General features: G+C 44.7%; 21 protein-coding genes, 1 tRNA gene and 1 riboswitch. Of the genes, 12 read left to right on the top strand and 10 right to left on the bottom strand.

The window, feature by feature from the left end; all coding sequences use genetic code 11:
• Positions 1–86 precede the first annotated feature (86 nt).
• Positions 87–311 carry a helix-turn-helix domain-containing protein gene (locus ACW5MY_RS06210; protein ID WP_017417529.1) on the bottom strand — a complete coding sequence of 75 codons (225 nt, stop codon included), beginning with the start codon at positions 309–311 and terminating at the stop codon, positions 87–89.
• Positions 312–513: 202 nt separating this feature from the next.
• Here ACW5MY_RS06210 and ACW5MY_RS06205 point away from each other — a divergent pair, with 202 nt between their 5' ends.
• Together ACW5MY_RS06205 and ACW5MY_RS06200 are read left to right on the top strand one after the other, a co-directional pair.
• A complete protein-coding gene (locus tag ACW5MY_RS06205) occupies positions 514–1,176 on the top strand; it encodes a helix-turn-helix domain-containing protein (RefSeq protein ID WP_017417528.1) in 663 nt (220 codons plus the stop codon).
• 21 nt (positions 1,177–1,197) lie between these two features.
• Complete coding sequence (locus ACW5MY_RS06200; protein WP_017417527.1) at positions 1,198–2,328, top strand: site-specific integrase; 1,131 nt, start codon at positions 1,198–1,200, stop codon at positions 2,326–2,328.
• Between the two features lie 68 nt (positions 2,329–2,396).
• Here the strand turns inward: ACW5MY_RS06200 and ACW5MY_RS06195 are convergent.
• From ACW5MY_RS06195 to ACW5MY_RS06185, 3 genes are all read right to left on the bottom strand, one after another.
• Positions 2,397–2,469 (bottom strand) — tRNA-Val (locus ACW5MY_RS06195).
• Positions 2,470–2,607: 138 nt separating this feature from the next.
• Positions 2,608–3,783, bottom strand: a complete 1,176-nt coding sequence (metC, locus tag ACW5MY_RS06190) for a cystathionine beta-lyase (RefSeq protein WP_013351871.1) — start codon at positions 3,781–3,783, stop codon at positions 2,608–2,610.
• Positions 3,776–4,897 carry a methionine biosynthesis PLP-dependent protein gene (locus ACW5MY_RS06185; RefSeq protein WP_014470603.1) on the bottom strand — a complete coding sequence of 374 codons (1,122 nt, stop codon included), beginning with the start codon at positions 4,895–4,897 and terminating at the stop codon, positions 3,776–3,778. Before ACW5MY_RS06185 ends, metC begins: the two co-directional genes overlap by 8 nt.
• A 69-nt stretch (positions 4,898–4,966) precedes the next feature.
• Positions 4,967–5,092, bottom strand: a riboswitch (SAM riboswitch).
• A 174-nt stretch (positions 5,093–5,266) separates the two neighbouring features.
• On the opposite strand from ACW5MY_RS06185, the gene ACW5MY_RS06180 reads away from it, so the two are divergent.
• From ACW5MY_RS06180 to ACW5MY_RS06155, 6 genes are all read left to right on the top strand, one after another.
• Positions 5,267–5,989 (top strand): esterase family protein, encoded by a 723-nt coding sequence (locus ACW5MY_RS06180; RefSeq protein ID WP_013351869.1) that lies wholly within the window; start codon positions 5,267–5,269, stop codon positions 5,987–5,989.
• Positions 5,990–6,014: 25 nt separating this feature from the next.
• A complete protein-coding gene (locus tag ACW5MY_RS06175) occupies positions 6,015–6,530 on the top strand; it encodes a YjcG family protein (protein ID WP_013351868.1) in 516 nt (171 codons plus the stop codon).
• 4 nt (positions 6,531–6,534) lie between these two features.
• Positions 6,535–6,966 carry a GNAT family N-acetyltransferase gene (locus ACW5MY_RS06170; protein WP_013351867.1) on the top strand — a complete coding sequence of 144 codons (432 nt, stop codon included), beginning with the start codon at positions 6,535–6,537 and terminating at the stop codon, positions 6,964–6,966.
• Positions 6,967–7,123: 157 nt separating this feature from the next.
• A complete protein-coding gene (locus tag ACW5MY_RS06165) occupies positions 7,124–7,357 on the top strand; it encodes an AbrB/MazE/SpoVT family DNA-binding domain-containing protein (RefSeq protein WP_013351866.1) in 234 nt (77 codons plus the stop codon).
• Complete coding sequence (locus ACW5MY_RS06160; protein WP_013351865.1) at positions 7,358–8,095, top strand: ABC transporter ATP-binding protein; 738 nt, start codon at positions 7,358–7,360, stop codon at positions 8,093–8,095. It begins immediately after the preceding gene.
• Positions 8,088–8,810, top strand: a complete 723-nt coding sequence (locus tag ACW5MY_RS06155; RefSeq protein WP_289394293.1) for an ABC transporter permease — start codon at positions 8,088–8,090, stop codon at positions 8,808–8,810. The genes ACW5MY_RS06160 and ACW5MY_RS06155 overlap by 8 nt, the downstream gene beginning before the upstream one ends.
• A 36-nt stretch (positions 8,811–8,846) precedes the next feature.
• Here ACW5MY_RS06155 and bla read toward each other — a convergent pair whose 3' ends face one another.
• A complete protein-coding gene (gene bla / locus ACW5MY_RS06150) occupies positions 8,847–9,539 on the bottom strand; it encodes a subclass B1 metallo-beta-lactamase (protein ID WP_373419503.1) in 693 nt (230 codons plus the stop codon).
• A 125-nt stretch (positions 9,540–9,664) separates the two neighbouring features.
• A complete protein-coding gene (locus tag ACW5MY_RS06145; RefSeq protein WP_013351862.1) occupies positions 9,665–9,919 on the bottom strand; it encodes a hypothetical protein in 255 nt (84 codons plus the stop codon).
• 120 nt (positions 9,920–10,039) lie between these two features.
• On the opposite strand from ACW5MY_RS06145, the gene ACW5MY_RS06140 reads away from it, so the two are divergent.
• The gene (locus tag ACW5MY_RS06140; RefSeq protein ID WP_013351861.1) at positions 10,040–12,325 is read left to right on the top strand and encodes an ATP-dependent helicase; all 2,286 of its coding nucleotides are present in this window, start codon (positions 10,040–10,042) and stop codon (positions 12,323–12,325) included.
• Positions 12,326–12,392: 67 nt separating this feature from the next.
• Here ACW5MY_RS06140 and spoVIF read toward each other — a convergent pair whose 3' ends face one another.
• The 4 genes from spoVIF to ACW5MY_RS06120 all read right to left on the bottom strand — a co-directional run bounded on the left by spoVIF (position 12,393) and on the right by ACW5MY_RS06120 (position 13,909).
• Complete coding sequence (gene spoVIF, locus ACW5MY_RS06135; protein WP_013351860.1) at positions 12,393–12,647, bottom strand: sporulation-specific transcription regulator SpoVIF; 255 nt, start codon at positions 12,645–12,647, stop codon at positions 12,393–12,395.
• A gap of 166 nt (positions 12,648–12,813) precedes the next feature.
• Positions 12,814–12,975, bottom strand: a complete 162-nt coding sequence (locus ACW5MY_RS06130) for a YjcZ family sporulation protein (protein ID WP_007610678.1) — start codon at positions 12,973–12,975, stop codon at positions 12,814–12,816.
• A gap of 91 nt (positions 12,976–13,066) precedes the next feature.
• Positions 13,067–13,264 (bottom strand): hypothetical protein, encoded by a 198-nt coding sequence (locus ACW5MY_RS06125; protein WP_013351859.1) that lies wholly within the window; start codon positions 13,262–13,264, stop codon positions 13,067–13,069.
• A gap of 288 nt (positions 13,265–13,552) precedes the next feature.
• On the bottom strand, positions 13,553–13,909 hold the full coding sequence (locus ACW5MY_RS06120; protein ID WP_013351858.1) for a DUF1360 domain-containing protein: 357 nt from the start codon (positions 13,907–13,909) through the stop codon (positions 13,553–13,555).
• 170 nt (positions 13,910–14,079) lie between these two features.
• Here ACW5MY_RS06120 and ACW5MY_RS06115 point away from each other — a divergent pair, with 170 nt between their 5' ends.
• The 3 genes from ACW5MY_RS06115 to ACW5MY_RS06105 all read left to right on the top strand — a co-directional run bounded on the left by ACW5MY_RS06115 (position 14,080) and on the right by ACW5MY_RS06105 (position 15,411).
• Positions 14,080–14,466, top strand: coding sequence for a spore coat protein (locus ACW5MY_RS06115; protein WP_014470608.1), 387 nt, complete (start codon positions 14,080–14,082; stop codon positions 14,464–14,466).
• A gap of 37 nt (positions 14,467–14,503) precedes the next feature.
• Positions 14,504–14,818: a hypothetical protein gene (locus tag ACW5MY_RS06110; protein ID WP_013351856.1), complete on the top strand. Its 315-nt coding sequence runs from the start codon at positions 14,504–14,506 to the stop codon at positions 14,816–14,818.
• A gap of 92 nt (positions 14,819–14,910) precedes the next feature.
• Positions 14,911–15,411 (top strand): spore coat protein, encoded by a 501-nt coding sequence (locus ACW5MY_RS06105; RefSeq protein WP_013351855.1) that lies wholly within the window; start codon positions 14,911–14,913, stop codon positions 15,409–15,411.
• Positions 15,412–15,560: the final 149 nt, after the last annotated feature.

Genomic DNA, 15,560 nt, shown 5'->3' with positions numbered 1-15,560 from the left:
ACATATGATCTCATTATAGTTCATCCTCCAGTTTTATGGAACAAGTTATGTATTGCGATTATGTATTGCGGTGTTGCTGTTATGTCCTATTGAGCGATTTGTTGCTCACCGTACCACCATTTTTTGAAACCTTCTGTTGGTACTTTGATTCTGTTTTTCCCTACCCGCACTGCGTGAAATTTCCCACTCTTACAAAGGGCATATGCTGTATCTCTTCCAGCCCCAGTAATTTTGCGAATATCTTGAACATCAAGCGCAACCTTTTTGAAGATTTCTTCCAGTTGCTCTTGGTTTAGTTCCTCTTGGTTCATCCGTCCACCTCTCTTCTGTTTCCTGTTTAACCCTTTCCTTTTCGGGTTAATCCAATCATAAACCACACTCATTAATATTTCAATACTTTTCATGAAAGTTTTTTATTTTTATTAAAGTTTTATCGTAATCCATAAGAAAATAATAAATATATTCTTTTTATTCACCATATGTTATGATTATTTTTGAGGTGACATTATAATCATGGATAATAATATTAAGATTGATGAAGAAAACAAGTTAGGATCAGTGGTCAAATACTATAGGAAGAAAAAGAAGATCAATTCTCAAGAGCTATCAAAATCGTTAGGTAAGTCCGGAGCGTACATTAGTCAAATTGAAAATGGACACAACAAGAATCCGGATTACAACACATTATTAGAACTATTTAGAAAGCTCGGAATCGCAGAAGAGAATTTAGAAATGTACTTAGAAGCTCTTGGTTTTAAGTCTCCTGAAAAAATAGCAGCTGAAAAGGCAGCAGAAGAAGCCTGGATCGAACGGGAAATTGAGTTAATGAATGATCCTGAGTACCAAAAACACTTACTTGAACAAGCTGAAGCTATACGAATCCAAGAGCAACATGCAAGCTATGATGAAATGATAAATAAAAAAATAAATGAGATTAAAAACGACCTTGATTGGTACTATACGATAAATCCTAGTGAATTCGGCACAGTCATCGAAAATCTTCATAAGCTGATGTTATCAATGGGAGATTCCCCTGATAACTTCCGATTTCTAGTTTCTTTATTCCGTAAAGATATAACAAAGTTCAATAAAGACGCTAAGGAACATGTTATCAGTGCATTAAAAGAAGGTTACGAAAAAAGCAATACCGGGTGGGGAGAGCGCCCTAGCTGGTAAAAATAAAAAGGAGAACGATTAATGGCATCAGTAAAAAAAGATAAGAGAAACGGCAATTGGTACTATGTGTTTGATATAGGGAAAGACGAGAACGGCAGACGGAAGCAGCGTAAACGAAGTGGGTTCAAGTTAAAGAAAGATGCAGAAGAAGCATTAAGAGAAGATCTCCAGTTATATCACTCTGGGGATCTTCTTAAAGATAATGATTCAACCTTCAAGGAATTGGTTGAGTATTGGCTTAACATCAAAACTCCAGATGTAAGCAACCAAACTCTAAAGGTTTATCATTATAATTTGAAAAATCATATACTCCCCGCCTTTGGAAGCATGAAACTAAGCGATATAACAACTCAAAAGGTACAAGCATTTATAACAAGGTTAGTTAATGCCGGCTTATCAGCTGCCACAATAAAGAAGATATATCACGTACTCAACAATGTAATGAAAACAGCTGTCCAAGATGAGTTTATTAAAAAGAACCCAGTTGAAAAAGTTAGGAAGCCATCAGTTAAGCGTAAAGAAGTTGAAGTTTGGTCAGCGGAACAGATGTCTTTATTCCTGGATCACACTAAAAACAGTCGTTACTATATCGCATTTTGGTTAGCGATTTCTTTCGGGCTTAGACAAGGTGAAATTTTAGGTTTACGTTTTAAGGATATAGACTTCAATAATGGTGTTTTGAGAATTGTTCAAACATTAGAACACTCTGGCGGCCAAACAAAATACGGTGGAAAATCATCGACAAGCACACGCACCATCGACTTATCAGAACATGATATCCATATACTGAAGAAACAACGAAGCCGTGTACTGAAAGAGAAGAACTTATGCGGAGGGCTCTATACAGACCGAGATTTAGTTGTATGTACAGATACAGGGAATGCAATCAATCCAAGAAACCTTTTAAGACAGTTCAAAGCTTATTTAAAGCAGCTTGATTTACCTGATATCCCATTCCATAACCTTAGACACTCTCATGCATCCTTACTGTTAACAAAGTTTCATCCTAAAGTTGTTCAAGAAAGGTTAGGACATAAAGATATCCAGGTTACACTTAACACCTATTCACATTTAATGCCAAACATGCAGAAGGATGCTTCCACATTTATCAGTGGCATCTTACAAGGCAAACAAAAAGAGGAATCACATTAAATTGTGACTCCTCTTTTTTGTGACTCCAGTGTGACACGAGTAAGTGTCCAACACGCTGAAACCCTTGATGATTCCGACTGGGCTCGAACCAGCGACCTCTACCCTGTCAAGGTAGCGCTCTCCCAGCTGAGCTACGGAATCATGATATGTATGTGTTGCTGGGTATGTTGTTGTCTCTCTGACATTTATAATTATATATCCTGGTTATCCGTTCGTCAACACTTTTTTTATCAAAAATAAAAAAAGGGCGCCGCGCAAATTTGGCGTCACCCTTTTCGTTTATGATCTCACTCCGGCGGGGGCGATTTTTTTCAGCGCCTGCTCGAAATCGCGTTCCAAATCTTCGGCGTTTTCGACTCCGACGCTCAGGCGCAGGAGGCCGTCTGTGATGCCGCGTTTCTCCCTCTCTGCTTTCGGCATGGCGGCATGCGACATGGCAGCAGGGTATGAGAGAATGGATTCGACGGCGCCGAGGCTGACGGCGAATACAGGAAGCGATACGTTTTCGACCAGCTTTTTGACGGCTTCTTTGCTTTCCAGTTCAAAGGACAGAACGGCGCCCGCTCCGCTCGCTTGCCGTTTATGAGTGTCGGCTCCCGGGTGTCCGGCAAGCCCCGGATAGTAAACGTTTTTGACGGCGGGATGCCCGTGAAAGTAGGCAGCCAGCCGTTCAGCCGTCCGGCTCGCTTTTTCCAGTCTTACCTGTAATGTTTTTAATCCTCTCAATACGAGCCAGCAGTCCTGAACGCCAAGCACCGCTCCAAACGAGTTTTGCAGCTTATACAGCTGATTGCCGAGCTCTTCATCCTTTACGGCGGCAAGCCCTGACAGGACGTCACTGTGCCCGCTTAAAAATTTCGTCGCGCTGTGAAGCACGATGTCTACGCCGAGGTCAAGCGGACGCTGCAGCGCAGGCGTCATAAATGTATTGTCAAGGTATGTCAGACAGCCGTGATCCTTTGCCAGTTGGACGACGGCCTTAATATCCGTTATGCCGAGCGTCGGATTTGACGGTGTTTCCATATAGATGGCTTTCGTATTCGGCCGGATGGCGCAGGCGACCGCTTCTGTGTCCGTCATATCGACAAAGGTGTGTTCGATTCCGAAGCGGGACAGCACCTCAGTCACCATTCGGAATGTTCCGCCGTAAACATCCTCCGTGACGAGCACATGGTCGCCTTGGGATAAGAGCAGAAATGCCGTCGAAATCGCAGCCATTCCGGAGCTGAAAGCAAAACCTCTCGTTCCGCCTTCAAGACCCGCAATTGTTTCTTCAAGCGCTGTTCTTGTCGGTGTGCCGGAACGGCTGTAATCATATGTCCCGAACTCCTCAAATGATGACTGATGGAATGTGGAAGCATGCTGGATCGGCACGCTGACGGCTCCGGTGGCTGCGTCTGTTTTAAATGGATTGTGCACAAGCTTGGTTTCCAGCGTCCAATTGTGATTACTCATGCGACACGGCCCCCTCTCTTACTTGCTGTAATGCCTGCTTTACATCCCGCTTCAAATCTTCTGCATATTCAATTCCCACTGAAAATCTCAGCAGACGGTTGCAGACGCCGTTTGCGATGCGGATATCTTCCGGAATGTCCATGTGCGTCTGTGTCGCGGGGTATGTAATAAAGCTTTCCACCCCTCCGAGACTTTCTGCAAAACAGATCGTTTTCAGCGCCTTTAAAAACGGATTGACCCATTCCTCTTTTTGCAGCCGGAAAGACAGCATTCCGCCTTTTCCGGGATATAACACATCGGCGATTTCCTCTTCTTTTTCTAAAAATTCCGCAAGTTCACGGGCGTTTTCTTCATGACGGCGCATCCTGAGTCCGAGTGTTTTCATCCCTCTCATTAAAAGCCACGAATCGAACGGCGGGAGAACGGCGCCGATCGCATTTTGGTGATTAAACATGACGTCGCCGAGCTCTTCATCCTTTACGACAGCCAGACCGGCAAGGAGATCATTGTGCCCGGCTAAATATTTTGTGGCGCTGTGAATGACGATGTCGGCTCCCAGTTCAAGCGGACGCTGGAGCACCGGGGTGTAAAACGTATTATCCACAATCAAAAGCAGGCCGGCTTCTTTCGTAATCCGAGCGATTTTTTCTATGTCCGCCTCCTGCATTAACGGATTTGTCGGCGTTTCAACAAATACAGCTTTCGTGTTTTCCGTTATTTTGGAGCGTAAACAGTCTTCATCACTGAAATCATCATAAATAAAGCTTAACCCGTATTTTCTCCACTCATTTTCAAACAAACGGTAAGTGCCTCCGTATAAATCGGAGGATACAATCAATTCATCCCCGCTTTTAAATAAAGCCATAATGGTTTGAATGGCTGCCATTCCCGAGCTGAAAGCAAAGCCTCTCGCACCGTTCTCCAACACGGCGATGGCGTCTTCAACGAGCTGGCGAGTCGGGTTTTTCGTGCGCACGTAATCAAAGCCTGTAGATTCTCCTATTCCTCTATGGCGGTAAGCGGTGGACAGATAAATCGGCGGACTGACCGTTCCCGTTGCTTCTTCGCTTCTATTTCCGATTTGGGCTAATTTTGTTTCAACATGCTGCATCATCAGCAGGCACCATCCTTTTTCAAAAATAAAAAAGCTCCCTCTTCATAAGAAGAAGGAGCTTTTCTCTTCCTCTTATCTTCCAAGCATGTGAATCGCTTGCTGGATTTAGCACCTTGGCACTTTGCCTTCCTGCGGCAAAGCAAACCGGTTGCTGAGGTTTCAAAGGGCCAGTCCCTCCACCTCTCGTGATAAGAATATTGTTTTGTATTTTCTGATTGTTCTATATTAACTCACTATAAAATGAATTTCAACAACTTTTTGATTTTCTGAACTCTCTCAAGAAGTGCATCTGAAGAAAGAAATTTCTAATAATTCATGGTACAATAGGGAAAAACCATTAAGACAAGAAGCGGCCTGGAGGAATGCGAAGTGGCACCGAAAAACGGAATCATTCATGAGAAAAAACTTTTCTCCCGTGAGCTTGAAGAAGAAATGACCGTTCTGGTCTACCTGCCAAACACCTACTCCCCCCTGTATAAATATCATACGGTCATCGCCCAGGACGGCCATGATTACTTCAGATTAGGGAAAATCGGGCGGCAGGCGGAAGAGCTCATGTCAAAGGGGGAAATTGACCGCTGCATCATTATCGGCGTCCCCTATAAAAATGTGCGGGAGCGAAGAGACACATACCATCCCGAAGGCTCTAAGTTCGCCTCATATAAACGGTTTATCGCAAATGAGCTCGTTCCTTTTATCGACAAAGAATACCCGACTTATCAAGTCGGATACGGCCGCACGATGATCGGGGATTCCCTCGGCGGAACCGTTTCGCTCATGACGGCGATTGACTATCCGAACATGTTCGGAAACGTCATCATGCAGTCTCCGTATGTTGACGGGCACGTCCTGGATGCCGTCCGGGAGTCGGAGGATCTCAAACAGATTTCCGTTTATCATCAAATCGGAGAAAAAGAAACCGACGTTCACACAACGGACGGCCAGGTTCTTGATTTCACCGCGCCGAACGAAGAGCTCAAACAGCTGCTGGAAAGCAAACAGTCTGAATACACGTATGAAACCTTCGACGGGGATCATAAGTGGACTTACTGGCAGCCGCTCATAACGCCGGCGCTGAAAAAAATGCTGTAACCATTCATTTAAGGAGGGAACTTTCATGAAATACGGTATTGTTTTATTTCCATCAAAAAAATTACAGGATCTCGCAAATTCGTACCGGAAACGCTACGACCCGAGCTACGCGCTCATACCGCCGCACCTGACGGTAAGAGATCCGTTTGAAGCGACAGAACAGGAAATCGAGCAGGTCGTATCACAGCTGAGACAGACGGCGAAAGAGTCGCACCCGCTCGTTCTGAAAATCACAAAATACAGCTCGTTTTCTCCTGTAAATAATGTGATATACATGAAAGCGGAGCCGACGGAGGAATTAAAAACGCTGAGTGAGAAATGCTACTCAGGAGCATTATCCGGAGAGCCGGAATACAGCTTCGTTCCGCATGTCACAGTCGGCCAGAAGCTGTCGTCAGATGAACATTCCGACGTACTCGGGCAGCTGAAAATGCTGGACATTTCCCACGAAGAAGTCATCGACCGTTTTCACTTGCTCTACCAGCTGGATAACGGCTCATGGACTGTGTACGAAACATTTTTATTAGGCAAGGGAGAATAACTGTTTGGAAGCCATCATTGCAAAAACGGAAAAACAGCTGAACGACGCTTTTTTCGTCAGAAAAGAGGTCTTTGTTAAAGAGCAGCACGTTCCGGAAGAAGAAGAAATTGATCAATTCGAAGACACGTCAGAGCATATTGTCGTATATGACGGCGGCCAGCCGGTCGGAGCCGGCAGATGGCGCTTGAAAGACGGTCATGGAAAATTAGAGCGCATCTGCGTGATGAAAAGCCATCGCTCTCTCGGTGTAGGCGCCATCATTATGCGGGCGCTTGAAAAAGCGGCGGAAGCCAAGGGCGCCGACAGCTTTATCTTACATGCGCAGACACAGGCGGTTCCGTTTTACGAAAAACAAGGATACCGAGTCACGTCTGGCGAAGAATTTCTAGATGCGGGCATTCCCCATCTGGAAATGGTAAAGAAACAAAAACTATAAAATCAAAAACACTCCTGTTGATATGACAGGAGTGTTTTTTTATGAAAATTATACTTTTTCAAGAATTTTATTGAATTTTATGGAATTTAATTGTATGTTTAGTATGCGAAGTATTACAATTCATACAAAAAATACAATTCATATGGGATGTTTAAACATGACAGCACCAAAAGGGAAGCATATATTCGGGACTGTGAAAGTGGGCACAAAAGGACAGATTGTCATTCCTAAAGAAGCAAGAGACGTTTTTGATATAAAGCCCGGGGACTCACTGCTTATGCTCGGGGATGACCAGCAGGGCATCGCACTTGTTAAACAAGAACTCTTTTTCGAATTTGCAAAAGATATCTTAAACGCAAAGCAAATCAATACAGATGGCGAGGATGAGTAAATGCACGCGATTGAGCTGAAGCAATTAACTAAACATTATAAAGAAACCGCCGCTGTTGACCGACTTGAATTTTCAATTGAAAAAGGAGAATTTTTCGCTTTACTCGGAGAGAACGGAGCCGGAAAAACGACATTAATCCGGATGCTTTGCGGCCTCCTTTCTCCAGATGAAGGTGATGCATCAGTGCTTGGTCACAGCATTTTGACTGATTTGGATAAAATAAAACCGAAAATGAATATGTCTCCGCAGGAAACAGCCATCGCCCCTAATTTAACCGTACGGGAAAACTTAGAGTTTATAGCCGGAGTCTACGGAATTCCGAAAAAAGAAGGAAAAAAAAGAACGGATGAGATGCTCGAATTGTTTCAATTAAAAGAAAAAGAAAGAGAAAAAACAAAAACGTTATCAGGCGGAATGCAGCGCCGGCTCAGCATCGCAATGGGAATGATTACAAAACCGGATATTTATTTCTTAGATGAGCCGACATTAGGTCTGGACGTCCGTTCACGCCGCGAGTTGTGGAAAAATCTTGAGTCATTAAAGGGAGACATGACGATCATTTTAACGACACACTATCTAGAAGAAGCTGAAGCCCTGGCAGACCGTATTTGCATTTTAGAAAATGGGACATTAAAAGCACTGGGTACGGCTGAGGACCTGAAAAAGCAAACTCATTCAGCCACATTTGAAGATGCCTTTTTAGCGATTTGTGACGGGGAGGCGGGGCTTTATGCTTGATTTCGCCATACGCAACCGCAAAGAAATTTTTCGTGATCCCCTATCTATCATCCTTGGAATCGCTCTGCCTGTTATTCTATTGTTTCTGTTTACTACGATTGAGAAAAATGCGCCGCTTGACACTTTTAAAGTTCAGCATTTAGCACCCGGACTTATTGTTTTCGGTTTTGCTTTCCTCACGATGTTCTCTGCATTGCTGATCGCAAAAGACAAACAGACCGCCCTTCTGACCCGTTTGTTTGCTTCTCCTTTAAAAACAGCCGATTATGTCATCGGTTATGCTTTGCCAATGCTGCCTTTAGCCATATTACAAATCGTCATTTGTTTTATCGCAGCTGCTGCTGCCGGCTTATCCGCCGAATGGATCAATCTTCTCGCGGGTATCGCCGTGCTGCTGCCGATTGCGATGATGTCCGTTTTCTTCGGTTTATGTTTAGGAGCTGTGTTTACGGACAAACAAATTTCAGGTATCGGTACTATTTATATTACCCTTGTTCAATTTCTCGGCGGGGCTTGGATGGATGTCAGTCTGCTTGGTGAGACGTTCAAACATATAGCTTATGCCTTATCGTTTATTCACTCGATCGAACTGGCTCAGGAAGTCATATCCGGAGATTATTCTTCATTCCAACAGCATATTTGGCCGATAGGGGGATATGCCGTTTTGGCGCTTGCGCTTGCTTTCCTTAGTTTGATGAAAATCAGGAAGAGATAAAAAACCGGCACTCCGTAACGGGAGCGCCGGTCTTCTTTATTTATTTTCTTTCAGAAGGCTTATCGTATGCGGCAGCAGACGGCCATCCCCCGGGCTGCCATGCCCCGGGACGACAATGCTTATGTCTTGGTATCTTTTCATCACTTTCTGAACAGCGCGCGGCCACTGATCCGGATAAAAACCCGGAGTAGGCACGATTTCCTTTGTTTCTAAAGACTTGATTAAGCATCCGCCGAATAAGAGCTTATCCTGAGGCAGCCAGACGGTGATATTGTCTTCCGTATGCCCTTTTCCCGGATAAAACGTTTCCATTTCCATATCGCCAAATTGCAGCTTTGCCACGTTTTTTAAATCTCCGAGCGGCCGGGCATATCCCTGCTTTCGGGCGAAGTCGGCTGTCAGCTTCGTGCTGTGCACCTTTACACCGTATTTGTACAGGGTGTTCAGCCCGCCTATCCGATCATCATGGGCGTGTGTCACAATGGCATCGGTCATCCTTTTGCCGGGAAACTGCTGGTTTATTTGTGTCATTAATTGCTCTGTAAGACTGTCATTCCACGGAGTGTCGATCAACACGATTCCTTTGGAAGTATCAAGAAGCAATCCGTTCGCAGGGACGGGTCTCCCGTCTGCCATACCTGTGCTTGTATGCATCCAGACATGCGGCGCCAGCTGTGTGAGCGTGACACCTTTTAATTCGGAGCCCTCTGCCGCGTGTGCCGGTTTCATCCCGGCTGTAAAGAGGCCCAATAGAAACAGCCCTGCGATGAATAATGTAAATCTTCTCAATTAAATCATTCCTTTCTTCTTTCATATATACGACTCGAAAAAAGCCCGGATATTTCCGGGCTTTTTTACACGCATTGATTAATCAATCGGCCTTTTCCCATGATTTGCGGGAGGCGGGAAAGAGAGCGCTTACGTTTTTCCTCATTGACTTTCTTTGCTGCGGCTGCGGTGTTTTCCTGACGGCGCTCCACCTCTCTGTACACCCTGTCATTGGCGAGGGCGGCCGCTTTCGTAACGCCGGCGTAATCAGGCTTATAACCCGCTGACCGGTTTGCGTATTGAGTGTATTGCTGGTTTTGAATCCGTCCTGCATAAATCATATGTACCCCTCCCCTTCGCTTTTCATTTCCCTTAATCTTACTTTTTGAAACGCGGTTCTTTTGTTATGATATTCTTTGTCTATCAAATGGATGAACACCTTTTAATGGGAGGACCCCTTTTTGAAATGCGCCCGACTGAATAACCGAACGATACATTTACATACATATTCTAGAGAACATTACCAATTCCTTTTTGAAGAAGCCCAAAAAGGGAATATTTTTTGCGCACATTGTGACCAGCCTGTCTTGATGCGGCTTTCCATTTTAGAGCAGCCGGCGTTTTATCACCGGCAAAAGGGAGATTTCACCGCCTGTGAAAAAGCATGCGAGGCGAAGGAGCCAAAAGCGGAGAAAGAAAAAGAAGAGTATAAGGAAGCCGGCATGTTCCGCCTGCCGAAAGGAAAAGCCATTTCCGAGAGTTCGAAACCGATCGTCTCAGAATGGAAAAGCCCGAAAAAAGTGCCTGCCCCCGAGCCGTTTTCACCGACATCTGAGGCAGCTGATACATCGCTGTTTCCCGGTATCGGACTGAACCGTGAACAAATGCGGGCCGTCACAGAAACGGACGGGCCTTTGCTCGTGCTTGCCGGAGCTGGAAGCGGAAAAACAAGGGTGCTGACGGCACGCGCTGCCCATATGATTGAACATCTCGGCATTTCACCTGAGAACATGCTGCTTGTGACCTTTACGACAAAAGCCGTGGCCGAAATGAAAGAGCGGATGGCAAATGAGTACGGGCTGGCAGCCGGGAGAGTCTCCCGCCTCGTGACCGGAACATTCCACAGCTTTTTCTATAAAATACTCTATCATTATGATTCTTCAAAATGGAACGGCAGCCAGCTCTTAAAAATGGAGTGGCAAAGAGAGCAATATGTGAAAAAGGCGCTCTATGAAGAAAACTTGGATGAGAAAGAGTTTCCCGTCGACCAAGCGCTTCAGCTGATCGGCTGCTGGAAAAACACGTATCTCCCTCATGAGACAATTCCGCTTGCGGATGACTGGGAGAAAAAAGTATACAGGCTCTACGAACATTACGAACGGCAGAAGCGGGAAAAACGGCAATTTGATTTTGATGACATGGCTCAAGGCTGTTATGAACTGTTTCAAAGCCGGCCTGATATTCTCGCACAGTATCAAAACAGATTTTCTCATATTTTAATTGATGAGTTTCAAGATATTAATCCTGTACAGTACAAAATAATGCAATTGATTGCAAGCCCTGAGAATAACTTGTGCGGCGTGGGGGATGATGATCAATCCATTTATGCGTTCCGCGGCAGCAGCCCGTCTTTCATTCTCGATTTTCAGAAGGATTATCCGGCAGCAAAGACCATTTACTTAACGGCAAATTACCGCTCGCCGCATCCGATCGTCTCGAGTGCCCATGCCGTCGTAAAGAAAAATAAAAAACGGTATGAAAAAACACTTTCTGCCGTCAAAGACGGTGTTCATGCCCCCGTGATGTTTTTTCCTTACGATGAGGAAGAAGAAGCGACTATGATCGTTTCCGATATGAAAGAGAAAATTCAAAACGGCGCGAGCCCTGACGATTTTGCCGTTCTTTACCGGACGAACAGCGCCGGACGGGCCATTTATGAAAGACTGCATCAATCATCGATTCCTTATCATGCCGACCGCGGCGTACAGACGTTTTACAGCCGCCGAATCGTCCGGCAGATCCTCGCCTACTTATATGCGAGTCAGAACGAGGATGATACGGATGCAGTGAAAGATCTGCTGCCCGCCTTATTTTTAAAGCAATCCGCCCTGCAAACCTTAAAGGCGCTGTCCATCACAGAAGATTGCACGATGATTAAGGCGCTGACGAAACTGCCTGACCTGAAGCCGTTTCAAATCGGGAAGATCAAGCAGATCGTTCCGTTTTTCGCAAGCATCCGGACAATGAAACCCGTTGAAGCCATTACCTTCGCAGAAAGCAAAATGGGCTTTTCCGAGTATTTAAAAAAACGGGGAAACGAAGGGAATAAACTGGAAAAAGGCTCTGATGATCTCCGTGATGTCAAAGTGGCCGCCAAAAAATTCAAAACCATTCCGGATTTTCTTGCGCATGTCGATCATATGCGCGCCGCCGAGAATCTGAAAACCAATGAAAACGGCGTCGAACTGCTGACCATTCACCGCTCGAAAGGTCTTGAATTCAATACGGTCTATATTTTAGGCGCGGCTGACGGCTCGATCCCTCATGACTTTGCGCTTGAGACGGCGAGACAGGGCGATCCCGCTCCGCTCGAGGAAGAAAGACGGCTTCTGTACGTCGCAATGACAAGGGCCATGCAGCATTTATATGTATCATGTCCTGCGAACAGGCGGGGAAAAACAGCCCGCAGTTCAAGGTTTCTCGAGCCCCTTCTGCGGATGGACAGACGGAGCGCACTCAAGATATAAAGAACCCGGCAGATGACTGCCGGGCTTTTCTCATATAAAAAGGCCTTTCAATAAGGCCGGCTGACGCCTATTTATTGTTCATCATTTTAGAAATGGTGCCAAAATCAAGTTTCTCTTTTCCGCTTGTAATAGATTGAACGATTTTGTCTTCCAATTCTTTCGGTACACGCTTGTTAGCCAGCTGGGATACCTTCTGAATGACGCCTCTCACCGTGTTTTCATCTTTGAAATTGGCATTTTGCAGTGATCCGGCGAGATTCATAACATCCTTCATGCTGACGCCTGTTTTCTTCTCAATATTTTTGAAAAATTGATTATCCATGTTGTGCCTCCTTTTTGTGGAGTAATACGATATTGTATGAACAAAGCGTGGAACATGTGCCCGTAAGACAACGGAAAAATTCTGCACACCCGTTTTCATGCTCCTTCATACATCAGGCAAGCACGGGACTGAACGATCCCGCGCTTATCCTGGGTCTTGCTAAGGTTTAGCCGAAAAAGGATGCACCGACAATGATCAGAAGGATGAACAATACGACAACAAGAACAAATGTTGAGCCGTATCCGCCTCCGACATAGCCACCGCCGTATCCGCCGCAGCCGCCGTAACCGCCATAGCCGCCACCGAATCCGCCATATCCGAATCCCATATCTAAGCACCTCCTTTACTCTCTATACTCTATGTGAGCAGACATGTTTGGCTTGGATAAATGCATAGGGCCGGTGCGGATTTCATTTATTTTATTGAGAATGCTCATTTTTCTTCAGTTTTGCTTCGGTTTCAGCGGCAAACACATCTATCCATTTCTCAAAGCGCAATCCCGCTTCATCAAACTCAGACAGCTGCTTTTCAATAGAAAAGATATGTTTGTTATGTTCCCGCTGATTTTGATTGTGCCGGCGGTATCTTCCGTTTATTAACAATTCAAATATATTCATAACATCCCCCCTCCTATGATCTATGCGGAACAGGGTCCGGTGTTCAGCCAAAAAACAAAAAAACCGGAATCTCCGGTTTCTTTTAGAAAACGGCTATTTCGGTTTTTTCTTTTGGCCGCAGCCGCAGCCTTTCTTTTTAATTTTTTTTCCGTAAGGCTGATACTCAGTTGATTTGTATGGAGAGTTTTGAGAAGGTTTGCTTGATTGATTCATGGTGATCCTTCCTTTCCTTATGTCATATATGCCATTTTATGCAGAAAGTGACGGCAAGTTGCTGATGGAACCGCCTTATTCCTGAAGAAGACGTGACACCGCAGCTTCAATGATCCCTGCCGCGCCGGCTATGGCTAAAAGTAAAATCAGCCATTGCGCAGCCTGCGGCATCACAATCTGCGCCGCAATTAAAAAGGCGGCGCACCATACGCCCGTACACCAGTAGCAGCTGAGAAGTTCACCGATAAATGCCCTGATGCCTTTCCCTTTTATGACAATGTAGGTTTCTGTCGTACCGTCGGGTGCGGTTTCTGTTTTTTCCTCATGAAAAAGGCTCCGGAGCGGCGCCATAATGGTGTCAAATACGAAAAGCCTTGCCAGCCGAAAAACGGCAAACGATAACAGAATAAATGAAAGCCAATTGATAACCACCTGTTCACTCCTTTTTAAAACATGACCTCTTTATACATATGCGAAAACCCTGATCTTCATGAATCGCACCTTGTCCGGTAAAAAAATAGGTGCGGTTTAGTTGTTTTTCTTATTCCGCTCAGCGTTTCATTTGCATTATATAAAGTATGAATGAGAAAGGAGTGAAGGTTATGTCGTTTGAAGAAAAAGTCGAAACACTGCAACCGCAAATATACGAACAATTATCCAACGAATTCGAGCAGACGATCGAAGTGATTGATTGCGAAAATGTCACAATAGATACAACACATATAACGGCCGCTCTTTCTATACAAGCCTCAGTTACTACGGCGATTATCCTCGCGACACAGCTCGTGATCGCAGATGAAGACACAGCCGACCAAATGGTAACCGAACTGCTGATCCTGGATGATTGCCAGATAAAAAAAAGGACCGTCATTCAAGTCCTGAACAGCCGCAATATTAAAATCACACTGACAGCAGACGATATTATGGCCTTTGTACAAATTTTATTTCAATTATTAAACATACTTTTTGCTGAACTAGACATCCTTTAACCTTTCTTTTCAAATATTTAAATAGAGGTGAGAACAAATGGCAGATAACGAAAAATTAAAAAAAGAACTCGAAAATCTACCAGAAGTGGATCCGCTTTTAAAAGTGCTTGTCAGCAATGTCTTCAAAAAACACGGCGTGACAAAGGATAAAATGCGGGAAATACCTGATGAAGAAAAAGAAATGCTGATCGCATTAGTCAAAGACATGCAGGCGAAATCAGAAGCTTTTCTTGAAAGCCAGAAACAGAAAAAAGAGCAGGAAAAAGCGCAAGAACAGCAGACAAATCCGCAAACCCGCAGAGAACAATTAATCGAACAGCTCCGGCAAAGACGCCAAAATCCCGGTCAATAACTAAAAAATAGTGATTTTTATCAGGATATATGCCTGAGTCAAAGTAAGGGGCCGGCTCATTTAATAATAGTAAAAGAAAAGGAGGAATAGATATGGAAAGCAGACCATACTCTTGGGTTGCACTTGATCCTGAATGCGAACATCCGCGAGAAGAAAAAGAAGAAAAAGAAGGCAGAAGATGTAATGTTTGCTGTAACGGAAACGGATTCGGCGAAGATAATGCCTTCCTTGACCAAGACCTGGCTCAGGCGAATATCAACAAACAAGTTTCTGAAGAAGCGATTATTATCAGAGACTCTTGTGATATTAACGTGACGTCAACAGACGTTCAAGCAGTCGCTTCAGTCATGACAGCAATTAATGCAGCAGTCGTAACGGCCACTCTCACTTCAATCGCTGACGGAGTCATCGCTGAATTGGTCGCGCAAGACTTATTGCAGCTAACAGCTAACAAACAAATCAATCGTCAAAAACTGCTCATCGAAAACTCCCGCGGCGTAAACGTGACAACAGTAGATGCCGATATCGCAGTGCTGATCTCAACAGCGACAAATTTACTGATTGCTGTCTTAGTCATCACCCTCGTCCTCTAAAAAGAAAAGCAGAGCTAAAAACGCTCTGCTTTTTCTTATTTTCTCCGCATATGATGAATATATAGACGTTCACCCACACCAAGTGAAGCACGCGTACATATGTTGTTAAAGACAAAAGTCAAATACCCTAAAAGAAGGAGCTGAAATCC

It is taken from the genome of Bacillus sp. Bwzl_19 (assembly GCF_054900515.1).
The sequence above is the reverse complement of the archived record's forward strand: the minus strand, read 5'-3'. Positions and strand labels throughout refer to the sequence as shown.